Source organism: Bradyrhizobium sp. LA2.1, assembly GCF_040547725.1.
GTDB lineage: Bacteria > Pseudomonadota > Alphaproteobacteria > Rhizobiales > Xanthobacteraceae > Bradyrhizobium > Bradyrhizobium barranii.
Map to the genome: position 1 here is coordinate 192,178 of NZ_JBEPQI010000016.1, position 15,912 is coordinate 208,089.

Annotated in this window: 14 protein-coding genes and 3 pseudogenes; 1 reads left to right on the top strand and 16 read right to left on the bottom strand. The window is 59.0% G+C overall.

Going from position 1 to position 15,912, the window contains the following annotated elements:
* Window positions 1-377: 377 nt before the first annotated feature.
* The 9 genes and pseudogenes from ABIB95_RS28710 to nifH all read right to left on the bottom strand — a co-directional run bounded on the left by ABIB95_RS28710 (window position 378) and on the right by nifH (window position 8,691).
* Window positions 378-674 (bottom strand): ferredoxin family protein, encoded by a 297-nt coding sequence (locus ABIB95_RS28710; RefSeq protein WP_247457897.1) that lies wholly within the window; start codon window positions 672-674, stop codon window positions 378-380.
* A gap of 41 nt (window positions 675-715) precedes the next feature.
* Window positions 716-2,023 (bottom strand): FAD-binding protein, encoded by a 1,308-nt coding sequence (locus ABIB95_RS28715; RefSeq protein WP_247457898.1) that lies wholly within the window; start codon window positions 2,021-2,023, stop codon window positions 716-718.
* Between the two features lie 12 nt (window positions 2,024-2,035).
* A complete protein-coding gene (locus tag ABIB95_RS28720) occupies window positions 2,036-3,151 on the bottom strand; it encodes an electron transfer flavoprotein subunit alpha/FixB family protein (RefSeq protein WP_502916602.1) in 1,116 nt (371 codons plus the stop codon).
* Between the two features lie 1,174 nt (window positions 3,152-4,325).
* Window positions 4,326-4,658, bottom strand: coding sequence for a nitrogenase stabilizing/protective protein NifW (gene nifW, locus ABIB95_RS28725; RefSeq protein WP_247457899.1), 333 nt, complete (start codon window positions 4,656-4,658; stop codon window positions 4,326-4,328).
* A 13-nt stretch (window positions 4,659-4,671) separates the two neighbouring features.
* A pseudogene (locus tag ABIB95_RS28730) lies at window positions 4,672-5,578 on the bottom strand (hydroxymethylglutaryl-CoA lyase-like TIM-barrel protein); the annotation flags it as partial.
* A gap of 284 nt (window positions 5,579-5,862) precedes the next feature.
* Window positions 5,863-6,039, bottom strand: a complete 177-nt coding sequence (locus ABIB95_RS28735) for a hypothetical protein (protein WP_247458361.1) — start codon at window positions 6,037-6,039, stop codon at window positions 5,863-5,865.
* 88 nt (window positions 6,040-6,127) lie between these two features.
* A pseudogene (locus ABIB95_RS28740) lies at window positions 6,128-6,421 on the bottom strand (hydroxymethylglutaryl-CoA lyase-like TIM-barrel protein); the annotation flags it as partial.
* Between the two features lie 584 nt (window positions 6,422-7,005).
* Window positions 7,006-7,734, bottom strand: coding sequence for a nitrogen fixation protein NifQ (locus tag ABIB95_RS28745; protein WP_247457900.1), 729 nt, complete (start codon window positions 7,732-7,734; stop codon window positions 7,006-7,008).
* A gap of 66 nt (window positions 7,735-7,800) precedes the next feature.
* A complete protein-coding gene (nifH, locus tag ABIB95_RS28750) occupies window positions 7,801-8,691 on the bottom strand; it encodes a nitrogenase iron protein (RefSeq protein ID WP_247457901.1) in 891 nt (296 codons plus the stop codon).
* 454 nt (window positions 8,692-9,145) lie between these two features.
* On the opposite strand from nifH, the pseudogene ABIB95_RS28755 reads away from it, so the two are divergent.
* Window positions 9,146-9,647 (top strand): annotated as a pseudogene (locus ABIB95_RS28755) (redoxin domain-containing protein).
* A 1,962-nt stretch (window positions 9,648-11,609) separates the two neighbouring features.
* On the opposite strand, the gene ABIB95_RS28760 reads toward ABIB95_RS28755, so the two are convergent.
* From ABIB95_RS28760 to ABIB95_RS28790, 7 genes are all read right to left on the bottom strand, one after another.
* On the bottom strand, window positions 11,610-11,969 hold the full coding sequence (locus tag ABIB95_RS28760) for a DUF3024 domain-containing protein (protein ID WP_247457902.1): 360 nt from the start codon (window positions 11,967-11,969) through the stop codon (window positions 11,610-11,612).
* An 11-nt stretch (window positions 11,970-11,980) separates the two neighbouring features.
* The gene (locus ABIB95_RS28765) at window positions 11,981-12,220 is read right to left on the bottom strand and encodes a nitrogen fixation protein NifZ (protein WP_247457903.1); all 240 of its coding nucleotides are present in this window, start codon (window positions 12,218-12,220) and stop codon (window positions 11,981-11,983) included.
* The gene (locus ABIB95_RS28770; protein ID WP_247457904.1) at window positions 12,217-12,537 is read right to left on the bottom strand and encodes a nitrogen fixation protein NifZ; all 321 of its coding nucleotides are present in this window, start codon (window positions 12,535-12,537) and stop codon (window positions 12,217-12,219) included. The genes ABIB95_RS28765 and ABIB95_RS28770 overlap by 4 nt, the downstream gene beginning before the upstream one ends.
* 149 nt (window positions 12,538-12,686) lie before the next feature.
* Window positions 12,687-13,733: a 4Fe4S-binding leucine-rich repeat protein gene (locus ABIB95_RS28775; RefSeq protein ID WP_354122476.1), complete on the bottom strand. Its 1,047-nt coding sequence runs from the start codon at window positions 13,731-13,733 to the stop codon at window positions 12,687-12,689.
* The gene (locus ABIB95_RS28780; protein WP_247457905.1) at window positions 13,648-13,872 is read right to left on the bottom strand and encodes a 4Fe-4S binding protein; all 225 of its coding nucleotides are present in this window, start codon (window positions 13,870-13,872) and stop codon (window positions 13,648-13,650) included. Before ABIB95_RS28780 ends, ABIB95_RS28775 begins: the two co-directional genes overlap by 86 nt.
* A 15-nt stretch (window positions 13,873-13,887) precedes the next feature.
* The gene (gene nifB / locus ABIB95_RS28785; RefSeq protein WP_354119545.1) at window positions 13,888-15,444 is read right to left on the bottom strand and encodes a nitrogenase cofactor biosynthesis protein NifB; all 1,557 of its coding nucleotides are present in this window, start codon (window positions 15,442-15,444) and stop codon (window positions 13,888-13,890) included.
* 237 nt (window positions 15,445-15,681) lie between these two features.
* A partial coding sequence (locus ABIB95_RS28790; protein WP_354244229.1) for a hypothetical protein occupies window positions 15,682-15,912 on the bottom strand: 231 nt, incomplete at its 5' end.

Consider the following 15,912-nt stretch of genomic DNA (forward strand, 5'->3'; position numbering starts at 1 on the left):
GATCCAAAGAAGAGGCGCAGGTGCAATCTAAATGGCGCCTTCGCGCCGCCACATCGCGAAGGACCCCCGCGCACGCACCGGCCTTATTTCTGTGGGGTGATGGGCCTCATATGAGGCGCACCAGCTCGTGCGCGCGTGACCGAATACACCTGCGCCTCACCGATTTCCGGCATGCATCACCAGCGTGCGATATGACTAACAACCGTTCGCCTGCCGCGCGTTGAGCGCGGCTCGCGGCCGTTGAAAAGTATCTGCTTGCCTTGTGCGACCACTCGCTTGTCGGGAGGCCTCAGGGAGACTGCCGGCCGCACTGGCAGGCGGCGTGATCCCGTTGTTTCGCGAGAACGACGCAACCTGCCAATGCCCTGCGCGAGCCTTCAACCAAATTTGAATAGCACACCGTAACCGCCGCGTGGGTAGCTCCACTCGATATCACCTCCTTCTTCGCAGATCACCCTGCACGTGCCGCACTCCATACACCCGTCGACCGTCACCTCAACATGACCTTTATCGCTGAGCTCGTAGCACCGTGCAGGGCATGCCTTCAGCATCGATAAGAGCCGCGAAGATGGTGTGCTGTGCGGCCGGACCTTGATATGGGCGCGGCCGGAATCCACGAGATAGCGGTTGTAGAATAGTTTGTCCTCGACACGTCGGGAGGGCTCGCTCGACATTCTTTCTGGCTCCGTCGTTGGTCGTAGTCTTTGGTTTGTGATCACCGCCAGGCCCGGGCAATGCGCAGGGCATCGCTGAACAGTCCACTCCACGATCGCGCCTTGATGAACGAGCTCAGTATGAGCTTCTCTTTCTCAAGCTTTGGTGTGCCGTCCACGCGCACGTAATCCTGCATCGCCTTGGAGAAGAGCTGCGGATATGTGAGAAAGAGGTTCTGCGAGTGGGTATGCATCAGTGCCGGCATATCCTTGTACTTCTTCAGGTCCTTAATCACGAAGGAATCATTCAGTAGTTTTTTGTAAAGCGAGAGATTTTTGGCCGTCATCGGATCATTTCGCGATTTGACAAGGCAGATCGCTTCCGCGGCGATACGGCCTGACGTCATCGCCAGATTGGACCCCTCCCGATGGATGGCGTTGTTGAGCTGGGCGGCGTCTCCGACAACGACCCAGCCCTCACCACAAAGCTGCGGGATGGCCTTGTATCCACCTTCGGGGATCAAATGCGCGGAATATTCCTTTACTTCCGAACCCTCGATCAACGGCGCGACGGACGGGTGACGCTTGAAGCTCTCGAGCAGGCCGTAAGGCGTCTCGCCGGTACGCTGGAAGTCGGCAACAAGACAGCCGATGCCGAGCGAGATGCATTCCTTGTTGGAATAGATGAAGCCCATACCGGTCATGCCGCGGGAAATGGTTCCGGCGGCTTCGATGACGAGCCCCTCGTCGCCTTTGAGATTGAAGCGAGCATCGATTGTCTCACGCGACAGGAAATGCATCTCCTTGACCGCGAGCGCGAGCTTGTCCGGTTTCGGCCGCCCTCTTAAGCCCGCACCCGTCCCGAGCACTCCGTTTACCCCCTCGGCCAGCACGACGACATCTGCATGGATTTCACCCCCATCTCGGTCAGTGCGCACCCCGACGACCCTCCCATGGGAATCCTGGAGGAGCTCGGTCACTGTGGTCTCGCACAGCACCGTAGCGCCGGCCTCGCGGACCTTCTGCGAGAACCATTTATCGAACTGCGCGCGGATGATGGTGTAGCGGTTCGGCTTCTCCTCGTTGAAATCATCGGAGCGATAGTGAATCCCCGTATGCGAACGCTCGTCCACGATCCAGAAGCGTTGCTCGACGAGATGCCGCTCAAGCGGCGCATCTTCTCGGAAATTTGGGATTAGCTTCTCCAGCATATCGGCATAGAGGATGGCGCCTTGCACGTTCTTCGACCCCGAATACTCGCCGCGCTCCAGCTGCAGCACTTTCAGGCCCCGCTCGGCCATGGTAAGCGCTGCCGCATTCCCGCCCATGCCTGCACCGACGACGATCGCGTCGAATCTTTCCTCGATCATGAACAAGCTCCCCTAGCCAGCGATGCGGTCGTGCGAGTGCGGCGACAGCTGCGCGCGGAATGCAGAGGTCAATGCGGGCAACAGTCGAATAGCGTCGGCGACGATGCCGATATGGGCGAAGTCGAAGATCGGAGCGTTCTTGTCCGTGTTGATCGCAACGATGAGGTCGCCCCCCTCCACGCCAACGCGATGCTGGATCGCGCCGGAAATACCTGCCGCGATATAGAGCTTTGGCCGAATGGTTTTCCCGGTCTGGCCGATTTGTCGGTCCGAGGTGACCCAGCCCTTCTGGACCAGCGGCCGCGAGCAGCCATATTCGGCGCCAAGCACGTCCGCGAGCTGCTGTACCAGTTGGAAGTTCTCAGGCGATCCCAGACCGAGCCCTCCAGCGACGACCACGTCGGCATAGGCAAGGTTGGACTTTGTAGAATCGCGGTCCGGGAGGAACGACAGCACTTTTGTGACGATATCTTCTTCTGCAAGCCCGAGCGGATGCGAGATGACACGCCAGACGGCGCCGGTCACGCGCTTCGGCATCGGCATCACGCGCGGACGGACGGTTGCCATCTGTGGACGATAGTTCAGTGTGTAGATCGTGCACAATAGTGAGCCGCCAAACGTCGGCCGGGTCGCTGCAAGCGAGCCGTCGGCATCGACATCGAGCTCGGTGCAGTCGGCAGTTAGGCCGGTGAGCAGTGTGGTGGCCACTGAGCCGGCGAGATCGCGGCCCAGTGTAGTTGCCCCTAGCAGTAGGATTTCCGGCTTGTACGTACTGACCAGCTCTGACAGGGCCTTGGTGTAGGATTCATTGCGATAATCGGCCAAGAGATCATCCGCGACGATATAGGCGACGTCGGCGCCGTAGCAGAAGGATTCGGCGATCGCCTGCTGCGTTGTCTCACCCACCGGGCCGATGACAACCGCGGCGAGGTCAACGTTGAGCTTGTCGGCGAGCCGGCGGCCGGCACCCATCAGCTCCCAGGAGACGGGGTGCACTATCCCGCGTTCCTGCTCGATGAAGACCCAGACGTGCCTATGCGCCTTGAATCGTTCGGGCAACTCCCTCTTGGTCGCCGCGCGACCACCACCCGCGGCCGGAGCGGCGCTTTTGGGCGCGGTGCTCATCATCTGTACTCCCATCCGTGTTCAGTAGCGGCTCGCCAGCGAAGGGTGCTCCGCCTGTTTGATTTCGCGCGTGAAGATTGCTTCAGTTAAGAGTTCGGCCGCGTGCCCGCCGCCATTTTTCAACACCGCCTGGCAGCAGCGCGGGGCCGAGGCACCCATTGCTGGACCTTTGTCGACGAGCCCCGAAGCACGCGCTTCGGGTTCTTGCCGGGTTCGGCATTCTGGGGCCACCATTTGGCAATGGTACTAGTGAGGCACGCAACCGCGCGGTAGTCACTCGATCCGATCGATTGGTCCCCCTCATCTTCGAGATGCAACCAAGTTGGAACAGATCGAGGACCTGCCAGGGGTGCGGCTGGTGCCATTGTCGGCTGCGAGCTTGCCGGTGAAAACGCGATCCATTACTCCGAATGCCCTCGCAATATTTCCGATTGCAGCGACACGTCCGCAACTCTTGGCGAAGGCACGAGGGTTGGCGGTGAAGCCGCCCATCAACGGCACCGTGAGACCGGCGCTGGAGAGCAAGGGCTCCCCCCCGCGAAACCTCGGCCATTGATCGGCCAATGGGAGTGATTTCGTCGACGAATCTTTGGCGCGGATCAAGCGCAGCTTTCAATTCAGCCAGGCCGGAATATGCAAACGTCACTTTGGCGTCGCGACGCATCATGATGCCGACACGCAGCGCGCGCGAAACTGCGCGGCGTCCAAAATAAACTCGATGCGGACCAAGATGTGCATTCGCTTCCCCACACTAGCTGAGCATATCTCAGCAATTGTCGTACCAATTGCGCAGACGATAAAAATTGACCGCCAATACAGACTCTTACTGAAGGAAATCGGATTGGCAGCCTCTCACGAGGATCGGAACATTCGATAGCCGCGCTGCACCCGTGTCCGGAATGCGACAGACGACATTCATCCGAATCTTGCTGCGCTTTCCTCGTCAAATATGCGCTCCCCGGCTGCCGGCGTACCATTGCAGGAGCTAGGTGCACCATGAGCACCAGCTTGAATCGATGGAAATATCAGGGCTGAGCCGTGATTACCTTCAGGAGCCGAGTGTCCAAGCTGCGGATCCGCGAGGCCGTAACTGCAACTTTCATTTGAATTCGACGCCCTGGGAGGGTGGCCGGTTCTCTGAACCTTCACGCTCCAGAGCACGAGATACAAACTCAATTCACTCGAAGGAACTGAGCTGCACCAATGCTGGCTGCTTGTTCGATTGTGGTGCGGCCGCATTTTTCAAGACTTTGAACACGCGCTGTTCGATCGGGGAGGACGTGACGAAATCGGCATAGGCGCGCTCAAGCGTGGCCTTGCAACGCGAGGCGATGTCAGGATCGGATGCACCGGTAAACTCCTCGCCGGCGAGATATTCACCCATGCGACGCAGAATATGAAGCCGCGCCACGTCGATGATTTTCGCATCGTACTCGACGCCGAGCACTGCAAAAAACTCCTCTGCCGCGGAGGCCTTGTTCAATTGCGAAAGGATCCCGTCCATCGTCATTCTCAACCTCCATCTAGATCCGCGAACAGAAACCGTCCTGGCTGAATGTTCCAACCTGATCGCGCGAAGCGCATGGCTGACCACCTGGTCGCCCTCGGTTGAAGAGCGAGCTCTCGCGAATGTCGCGCCAGATCGCCACCACCGTTTCCTGGGAAACCGGGCCTTTGTGCTCGACGGCATGCTTACGGACGCGCGCGAGAATGGTCCCGGCTTGGTCGGCAGTGACCGAAAGCTGCAATGCTCGCCGATCACAATGCGGTGGGAGCGGCCGAGCAACCCCGGGTCCAACGCTTGGTAGGCGGGCCGGTCTTTTAAGAGCCCATCGAGGTCAAGACATGCCCGCCGACGAGCGCTTGTTGAGCGGAATGGTGGGCACGCTGCGGCTGCACCGGCGGCCGCGACTTTTTCCAGTTCGGAGAGCAGCACGCCGGTATCACGGCCGTAGATCTGGCTGAGTGCGACGGCAACTTCCTCCAGCGGCCCATTGCCGGCTCGCTCTCCCAATCCAATGACCGTCAGAGGGGCGTGCGTCGCACCGGCCTTGATCGCCGCCAGCGTATCAGCCGTCGCCGGGGCAAGATCGTCTTGGCCGTGGAATTCGAACTCGAGATCGGTGCTGGCGCGCAGTGCGGCCATGAGCGTTAAGGATGCGTCAGGATTGAGCAGGCTCAGCGTATCTGAGAGACGAAAGCGCCGCGCGCTGGCCGCCTTGGCGCTTGCGATCAGCTCGATCAGGAAGTTGAGATCGGCACGCGAGGAGTCTTCGCCACCCAGCGCTACATCCAGTCCCTTGTCGCGAGCGTGGGCCACGACGCGCTTCATCCGCTCCAGTGCGGCCAAACGGCCGCCACCGAGTTTCGCGCAATCTGCACGTCGGACGAGGGAATCGATAGGATTACCATCGAAATACCGGCCACGATGATGCAAACGGCAGCATCGCGCCAAACTCAAACGTTCGCGTATGAGTGAGGCGTAGCTCCGCTTCAGCAGATTGCCAGCAGGAATAGCGCTGCGGTTTGTCGTCCAATGATGGATTGGATTGAGAGATCAGGTTTTTCGCGTAGTTGGAGGCGGTATGTGCGCGACGTGTGCACCGGGAGCCACGCGGACGAACGCGTCCGCGCCCAGGCGTCGCGTGGCTAGGCAAGGTCAGTTCGTTTGAAGAGAAAGCCTAGCGCAACGAGAGCCGCGCCATGTCCCCGCATCACAGTTGCTGCCGCGGATAGCAGCGCACGCGCTCCGGGTATGTGGCGACGTTGGTGATCCGCAGGGCTTGGGGTATGTCCTCGCTCCATAGCGGTGTGTTCATGTTGGCGCCGCCGGCGTTGTTCGGGCTTCGCGTGGCGTTGCCGGCGAGGTTCTGCGCCGTGACGCGGTTCACTTGCGAATGTCCGCCATAGTTCCGGTTCGCCGGATGACCGTCGACGCCGAGCAGGTAGCCATTGACCCGCGCCGCGGACGAGCGGTCCTATCTCCGCATCGACGTCCGCGGGTTTTATCCGGCACCAGCCGATGATCCTGGCCCCAAGGCCCGCTTCGGCGACCGCTCGGATCGCGGCAATCTCTTCCTGACCCATCGCCGGCGTGCCGGCCTCGATCTCCGTGACTCCGGCCGCGGCCAGCGCACGCGCGATCGAGACCTTGTCCGGTGCCGTGAAGGCCACGCCGGGTGTCTGTTCGCCGTCGCGCAGCGTGGTGTCATTAAGGACTATGGACCTCGACCGATCTTTGTCGGGCCCGGTGATTGCGGCAGCGAACGCCATCAGCGGCTCCGTATGTTTATTCCGTAAGCTGTTCAGCAATTGCTGTGCCAACCCGCTCGAATTCCCGAGAACCTGTGAATGACGTCGAATTTCAGATTAGTCGGGTGTGTCGCAAATCCGACAGGGTGGAAACGGCGGAGCGCCAGGTTCGGGGCGCTTGCGACCGAGCTGAAGGCAAGCGCCGAGCTTAGAAGCATGTTAGCCGGGCAACGGTTCGGGCCTGACCTCAAGCTGCAGCAGTTCGGGGAAGGCGCGTGCATTCCGGCGCTTATCGAAGAAGATTCTTGAGCCATCGGGTCGTCCAACCACAAGTCGGCGTTCGTAAAAAGTTCAGCGGGGCGCGATGGAGAGGGCGGATGTTGGCCTCGATCGCGCGTCAACATAGAACATCTTGGCGTAAATGTGACGGTCGCATCCGCCAGTTATCAAGCCCGATATCGGCGCCGCCGCGTCCTGCTTAGGCCGCCTGCGCGAAGTTGTTTAGCCGGTGTCTTTTCAAACCCTCACTCTGGTCATGTGACAGTTGGCCGAAAGCTGTCCGATACACCGGGGCTCGCGCCGAGGAGCGGGCATCCATTGTGAGCTCAGCCATGCGAACTTGGGATGGCATGGACGGGGTCATCGAGACGACGCAGATGATCCCGCCGGCGTCCGGCCATCCGGCTCTCCCCGCTCTCCTCGCCGAAGCAAAGATCAAAATCATTGCATTCCGTGCAGACCGGCGCGGTACACATCACCAGACCGTCATCTTCGCATAGCGTGCGATAGAAGAAGCGCTTCCAGCGCATGTTCTTGGTGTTGCGAGCCGCCAGCGGCCCGAAATGGCGCATCAGGAGGCGGGACAATTCGTCCCGCTCCCGCAGACCGAGATCTTCCCACAGGTGATTAGGCTCCATGGCGCGCCGCGCGATCATCGTCGCGAGCCAGCCGCCGACCTCGCCATGGGTGGAACGTTGCGCTAGCAGGAGGTCTCGCACCATAATCGTCTCGTCAGGAGCCGGTAACGCGGACTGTTCGCGCCAGGTACAACTCCTGACCGGCGTGGATGGAAAGTACTGCACCAAGAGCGCATCGAGCTCCTGGTTAGTCAAGCCAGCCCGTTCGGGCAGTTGGCCGCCATCCATAGCGGATGCGGCGAGAACGCAAGCGAGCACATGGCGATCGAAATCCTCATCGTCGCTGATGTCGACTTCTGTTGGATGGCGCCCGGTCAGAAGCCCGTAGAGCTCACTTGCATCGCGCGGCTCGCGGACGTGAGCTGCTGATACAGGAGATGACATCGTATTGGCCAATTCGCTTTGTGTGCCAATCATGAAGGTCCCCCAGCTTCTGAGTGGACGATGTCGGCCTTCCCCGGTCGAGAAGGCCGACAACATGAACTATGCCGAAGCAGCGGCGAGCTCGGCGGCGGTCTTGCCGACCAGGCTCTCGTCGACAGGCTTGATGATGCCGTGCTCCATGAGCATATCCTCGAGCTCTTCCATGCTGATTGGCGTCGGGATGGCGCCTTGTCCCGCATTATTGTGGATCTTGCTCGCGAGATTGCGATAGTGATCCGCCTGCTTGGACTCTGGCGCGTATTCCAGCACAGTCATGCGGCGCAGCTCCGCGTGCTGCACGACGTTGTCGCGTGGCACGAAGTAGATCAGCCGGCTGCCGAGCTTCTTGGCAAGAGCATCTGCCAGCTCCAGCTCCTTGTCGGTCTGGCGCTCGTTGCAGATCAGGCCGCCGAGGCGCACGCCGCCGGAATTCGCATACTTCAGAATACCCTTCGAGATGTTGTTGGCGGCATACATCGCCATCATCTCGCCGGACATCACGATGTAGATTTCCTGTGCCTTATTTTCACGGATAGGCATCGCGAAGCCGCCGCAGACGACGTCGCCCAGCACGTCGTAAGAGACGTAGTCGATGTCCTCATAGGCGCCATTCTCCTCCAGAAAGTTGATCGATGTGATCACGCCTCTTCCGGCGCACCCGACCCCCGGCTCTGGACCGCCGGACTCGACGCATCGAATGTCCTTGTAGCCGAGCTTGATGACGTCCTCGATTTCGAGGTCCTCAACGCTGCCGGCATCCGCCGCCAAGCTCAGAATGGTGTCCTGCGCTTTGGCGTGCAGGATGAGGCGGGTCGAGTCCGCTTTGGGATCACAGCCGACGATGAGAATCCTTTGGCCCAGCTCAGCAAGAGCCGCCAGCGTATTTTGCGACGTTGTCGATTTACCGATGCCACCCTTGCCATAAAACGCGATTTGTCTCAGCGAAGACATGTTGCTCTCCATCAACCGATTGCCAATTTTGCGCGCCGAACGCGCGAGGCTGTTTCTCTCTCAGAAACGTGGGCACACGGGTTTCGGGAAGGAGGCCATCGCTCGCCATCGGCGTCGGCGTGCCCTCAGCCCTCACTCCTTGTTGCTGCATCCAGGTAGCAACTGGCGTGCCATTCGTTCGCACGCGCGTTAAGCATCTGACTAGGCTTGACTAATAGCGCAGCGTCCGAGACCGGAAGCTGTGGCGGACCCGACAGAGGCAAGGGCTCTGACAGAAACCCGACAAAGCCTGGCGCGTGGATTCGTGCAGATGGGGTTCGAGGACACCGCCATCATCAAAGGCGAATGTTCCACGACCGGCATGATGGGTACTTGCCGTCAGATGGGTGGCATATCGCTTGCTTTGCCAATCGCGGAACGCTGTTTCCGTGTGACGCGATGTTGTGAGGACAATATGCCTGGAATTGGAAGTAAGTTGCCGCCGTTCGACATCACAGGCGTGAAGCCCGGCTTTCACCTGCCAGAGGAGAACGGGCAGAGCGCCTTCGAGACGCTGACTGACAGGAGTTTCCCGGAAAATGGAAAGTCATCTACTTTTTCCCGAAGGATTTCACATTCGTCTGCCCAACCGAAATCGGTGAGTTTGCTCGCCTGTCCAAGCATTTCGCCGATCGCGATGCAATCGTGCTTGGTGGCTCGACCGATAACGAGCTTTGCAAGCTCGCCTGGCGGCGTGAGCACAAGGATCTGCACCGTCTATCGATCTGGCAGTTTGCCGACACCAAGGGCGCACTGGTCGATGGCCTTGGAGTGCGATCGCGTGATGGCATCGCGCATCGCTACACGTTCATCGTCGATCCTGAGAACACGATCCAGCATGTCTATGCGACAAGCCTCATGTCGGCCGCAGCCCGACGGACACGTTACGCGTTCTGGATGCGATACAGACTGATTAGCTCTGCCCTTGCAACCGCGAAATCGGCGGCGACACGCTTAAAATTGCCTGAGGCAACATATCGAAAGTGCAGCAAGGAGCAGCTCCCGAATTCGAAGGACGTCAGATTCAATCGTTTTTGGATACAGACGATCTTACCGCAAATGCGCGCCTGCTGCTAGCGAGTACGGCACGCAATTCAATTCTCATTGCCGCCATGCCGTCTGCCGCGGCCGCCGCGCTGTCCGCGCGCGGCAGTCGCTGCGGCGAAATCGACAGTCTCGATGATGACGATGAACAAGGTTCACCACCGCTCTTGCTCACCTCATAACAAATCCCGCATACAAGAGGATGCCGGCGCGTCTCCGCATGAACATACAAAATACTTGTACGCTTCTGCGCCTACTCGACGCACATCTCCTGCCGGTTCCTTTATATTGTCGCCGTAGGCCGGACCGCGGCTATTCCCTTCTTTCTGCGCCTTGCCGGCACGTCGCAGCCCGTATTTGGGCTCGGCAGATCTATATTCAGCGATGTAAGCCGCACTATGTGACGAACGAGCCGGGCTTATCAGTCCCTGATTAAAACCATGACACTCGACGAGTTTTAGGCCAAGTGAGCCGGTCTATCAGGAAATCGGTCAGCTCGTTCATCGCGCGAGCTGACCCTCGGGCGCAGAACCTGAAACGATCGGATGGCCCGGCGGTCGTAAGCCGCCTGGCCGTCTCGATCACCACGCCGGTCAATTTCCGAACCTTGACGCGTATCTCAGCGCTGGTGACCCAAGCCAATCCCCAAGGTATGTGCTTTCTGTCTTAGAGAGCCCTCGGATCGCTTCATAAGCTTTGAAACCCTAGCTACAGGGGTGCGGGCCTTTGAGTGCGCTTTGAGCAGCTTGACGTCATCCTTACTATACTCTTTGCGCTTGGTGCTTTTTGCCACGTGTTCTCCGATTCCGCTTTGCACATTTGCCTGTAGCGTCTTGTTTTGGCGAAGACGCAACTGCTTTCCACTACCATATCAATGGTCATCGACAACTATTCAAGCGGATTTTTCTCTTGTAGATAAGAACCGGGACTACACGCGAATTTGTCCGCTGTCCTCTCGATCTATATCCGCGTGACAAACCTGATTCTCGACGTGCACGTCAGCGCCTTCAACATGGAAGCAAGCCATAGAGAAGGGACACTCGATGCGTCTTCGTAAAACAATCCCTTCTTGCTTGAACGCGCCGACTTCACTCACCAGTTTCGTAGTATGATATTTCCAAGCCCCAATACTATTGATGGAGTAGAGCGGATTGGCCGGGACAGTCGCACTGCCTCACTTGCGCGCGCATCATCAACCGGCCTTCACAGCGAGTGCACGGCGGCGGACTTAATGACGAGTACTCACAAAGGCAAATCTTGCGAAGCCTGAGCGTTACTCCTCGTCAGCAGATCGAGCACGGCTCGCTGATCCAATTTAATCTACCGCAGTATCCTTGGTTTAATAAGCCACGTTGACGTTCCCAGGCCATTCCGTCCTCAGCGAACAGTTCTGCGAGACCATCGCCGGTCCCCCGTCTCATGGACCCGATGAACGAGTGAGCGATCTGCTCGTGATATTTCCCGGGCCGGGCACTACGGCATGGCAAGCAAGCCGCGGGCCTAGCCGTCCTGTGTGAGCTTGGCACCGGCAGGCGATTGCTTGATCGACTTGCCAGAGCGCTTGGCCAGCACAATGCCGGCGCGCTGCGGCTCATTCGTGAGCTGTAACAGTGACCTCCACCGTCGAGCAGATGCAGGTCGAACTTCCAACCCGGCGGAACGGATTCTGCGTCATGTCGGACGACTCGCAACAAATCCAGGCAAGATGTGGAACTTTCTGCCGGAGCGTCAGGCAGGGCTCAGAGGCTGTATCAATAGCGGCGAGCGTCTACTCGATCTCCGTCAAGGCGCCTTCGAGCACCATCTCCACATCTATTGCCAGAACATCTCCACATCTATTGCCAGAACAAACGTTCAGGGTCGGCGTTCAGAACCGCTGTCGCCAGGCCAAGCCGTTGATGGGTTGAATGCCACTCCCAAACGCCCGTGCGGTGATCTTTGCGGAGCAGCTGCCATGCCGCCCCAGTCCTATCGTGGTGCAGCAGCGCGACGTCGACGAGGCCGCCCTCCGCATTGATATTGCCTGAGCAGCACGGGCTCTCGACCAGATAGCCGCCAGCAACCGCTGTCACCTTTGGCGAGACATATCGGTAGTGCTCGCGCTTCTTCAGCGCGCGCACGATCCGCCACCGGTCGAGCTCGTTGGGATGCGCAGGAAATCCGGAATGATGTCGCCTGATGATTGCGGCGCTCATTGCGCGATATCCTAGACTGCAGAGATTTCTGCCTCGAGGCAGCCAACCACCAACTGCTTGCCGAAGTCGACCATATAAATGGGTAGGTTCGCTTCCGTATGGCGACCGACCTGGACGATCTCACCAATGTACCCGACGCTGACCAGACACTCTTCCGCCGACGCGTCGGGAAAGGAACCGTCGTTGAGCAGATCGATTGCGGCCTTGACACGTTGGCCTGACCGGCATTTTGGCAATCTTGGTTCGATCATCGGGGTGCCGCTCCTGGCAAGAACGGCTCCTCGCCTTCGCGGTTTCGCGTGACTAGATCGAGTTCCTTGCATTTCATGCCGACGCGATTGCCGGAGTTGAGGAATTCGACTCCATAGATATAAAATTGTTGCAGGAATGTGCCGATCGAGATGACATAGCCAAGCTCGCCTTTCTTGACCAGAACCTCACCGATCTCCTTGCCCACATAGGTGCCGTCGTTGCGGATAGTGCGGTTGGCCCGCACGTTGTCACCATAATCAAAGAATGGGGCGTCCGTCAGCTCGACGATGTCACTATCACGGGCGATGTTGCTCATGCTGCCGTCCCTGTTCCATAGTTCAACTGTACCGCGCCCGGCCTTACGGACCGCCCTATCATGATGCTCGATCAACCCCCGCCATTCCCGCACGGCGGCGCTTGCGATCACGGATCGCATGAGCCTGTCGGGATCCCGGTGCAGCAACATCAACGCCCGCAACCTAAACTCCAGATGCTCCAGATAACTATCGTGAGCCCATGGTTGATGTTGAAGAAGCCACCGACGCGGCACGCGCGTCTGTCATCGAGGGAGGCGTGCTTGAGCCGGCGGCGAGCCGCGTGCTCCAGCGCGGGATGCGCACAGCCGACAGAGTCGACCTGATTACCCCGGCAACCCAGGGCATTGTGGACGTCATCACTCACGGTCCCGCCCATACGCTCGAGCGTGCCCAACAACACCTTGGTGCCAGCCTTGTCCGCGGGACAAAGCCCCAGCTGTCTCCCGACAGCTGCCGTCCATCCCGAGTTGCCCGAGACGCATCTGCAAGTCGGCAATATGCGTTGAGCGAGAACAGGAAGACCCACACGAGGTGCTCTCATAACAGCCGAACTCCGGCTTGGTGGCGCCGACCGCACCGGTGGCAGGAAATTCGATTCCGCATCACGTGATCGGGTGCGAACGCCTTGGCATGGCGCAGGTGTACTTTCTGCACCTTCATCGAGGTGAAACCCTGCCGCCCTGGGATGATGCTCGGCCGGCTCGACACCGTGCGACCAAGACAGGACTCGGTGAGGAGGCCCTCGTTTTCTCTCGGACGACCGACTGAAGAAGGCCTCGGGCATGAATGTCGACTGATCAATGATGGCCGCAGGTGACTGGATTGATATCGCGGAAGACGGGTCCTGCGCTCTTCGTGGGCCCATAGGCGAAATCGATCCTCGACGCTCAAGACAGCGGCCTTTGGGCCGACAAGAATAGCTCGACGCGCTCCCACCGACGTGCGCGTCGCCAGAATATGGTTTGGCAACTGGCGAAAAGGTTGGCGACCAGGGCGAGCCGTCCACCCGGTCTGAGAAGGCGAAAGCCGCGGCCGGCGCCTCGTCAAGGCGGGCATCATCCGCCCGAGTTTCTGAACCGTTAGTGTCGTAGTGACATCCATCGTGGCCCTCAAGCAGGCTCCTGGTGACGCGGCAGCGCCGTGTCGAGCACGCATGTGTTGTCAACCGGGCAAACCGCCACGCATTGCGGCTCATCAAAGTAGGCGGCGCACTCGGTGCATTTCTCAGGATCGATCAGGAAAACGCCGGCTCGTTCGGAAATAGCGAGATTCGGGCATTGCGTTTCGCACGCCGAACAGCCCGTGCATTGCGAGGCGATGATCTTGAACGGCATTGTCTGACCCCATCCTCAGGCGGCGGAAATCAGCGTATTGTGGCGGGCCGCCGCATCGACCCGCTCAACGTGCTTGATCTTCCCCTCATTGACTTTATCGAGATAGAGTTTGAACCAGGCGATCGCCGAGCCATCGATGAACTCGCCGGCATACTGATCGACCGGCTCGATTCCGGCCTTGATCAATTCGGCCTTCGGGCAGCCGCCGATCTTTGACACGAACACGGCATGGCAATCGTTGATGGCGCCGATGGCGACTTCGAGCTTGCTGTCCTCGCCATGGCCGCCCTGGCAATAGGGATGAATAGGACGATGGCCAACGAATTTTGCGCCTGAAGTCGAGAGCTCGTAGATCTGGAACTCCTTGGCATGACCGAAGTGCTGGTTGATCAATCCCGAGCCCTTGGTTGCAACCGCCACCAGCACCTTGATTTCGCTGGACGCGCTGGCGAGCTCCGCAAGCTGCTCCTGCTTGGCCGCAAGCCTTGCAATGCGCGCCTTCTCGACTTTGGCCTGATACTCCTTTCGGGCCTGTTCATCATATTTGAAGTCCATGGCCATGATCTGTTCAATGGTGAATTCGCCGCCGCGGTCCTCCCCGAGCAGTCCGACGGCGTCGGCGCGGCACTGGCGACAGTGACGCATCATGTTCATCTCGCTTTCGCAGCTATCCTGCAATGCTGTCACTTCCTGTGCCGTCGGGGCGCGTTGCCCGCTGCGACCGAACACGGTGCCGTGCTCGGGTGACGAAATCAGCGGCATCACGTTATGCAGGAAGGCGCCGCGGGACTTCACGGCTTTGTTAACCTCAACCAGATGCTGATCGTTAATCCCGGGAATCATCACCGAGTTGACTTTGCACAGGATGCCGCGCGCGGTGAGCATCTCCAGGCCCTGGAGCTGCCGATTGCTGAGGATGCTTGCAGCTTCAATGCCGGTGTAGCGCTTGTGGCGGTAAAAGATCCAGGGATAGATCTTTGCGCCAATATCGGGATCGATCATGTTGATCGTGATCGTCACGTGATCGACCTTAAGTCTTGCAATCGTGTCGACATGATCAGCTAGTGCCAGACCGTTCGTCGAGAGGCACAGCTTGATGTCTGGCGCGAATTTATTGACGAGCTCGAACGTCTTGAATGTCTTGTCCGAATTCGCCAAGGGGTCGCCAGGGCCAGCAACGCCGACCACGCTCATCTGAGGGATGGCGGAAGCGACCGCCAGCACCTTCTTGGCGGCCTGCTCCGGCGTCAACTTCTCGCTGACAACGCCGGGGCGCGATTCGTTGGCGCAATCGTACTTACGATTGCAGTAATTGCACTGGATATTGCAGGCCGGTGCGACCGCGACATGGATCCGGGCATAATGGTGGTGCGCCTCCTCGCTGTAGCAGGGATGGTTCTTCACCTTTTCCCAGACCTCCTTCCGCACATTGCCGATGCCGGCCTGAGATCCGCACCTGCCCTTGCCGCTGCCATCGACCGTACCGCAGCTGTTGTGCTTAGTCATGACTTGCATGGTCTCGCTGATCTCGCCGCCGCCACAGGATACCTGGTGTTGCGCTGAAGTACTCATTCTTCCAATTCTCTTCGCAAGCCGAATCCTTCCAGCAAGCATCCCCAGAGTCGTTTCTGAAAAGCCAAGAGCAACTGGCGTGCCATACCTGCCACAAACGTATTTTGTGGTTCGCTTCAAGCAGTTAGGTACCGCCTGCTCGAATGTCAGTTTTATCAACTCATGTTGGAAAGCTGACAGAATTGCGATCACAAGAGCGCCGGCAGCGCTATTGTGACGGCGGGTACGCGGGTTCATCTATGCCCTTGGGCAAAGAGCATGGCGGCTGGTCGTTGAAAGTTGATCTTGTCGCCGAAATGTGACGCGTATGCAAAGCACAATCCGCCAAAGACGTTCGGGAGCTTTGAAGGACAACTTGAACCGGCGATCCTTCTTAGCATTACAGTTGTCTTTTTGATTTGACATGAGCGCGTTGAGCGGCAGCCTGATGAGCTCTGCGCCAGAAAGACCATGCGATGATGCGTGCGG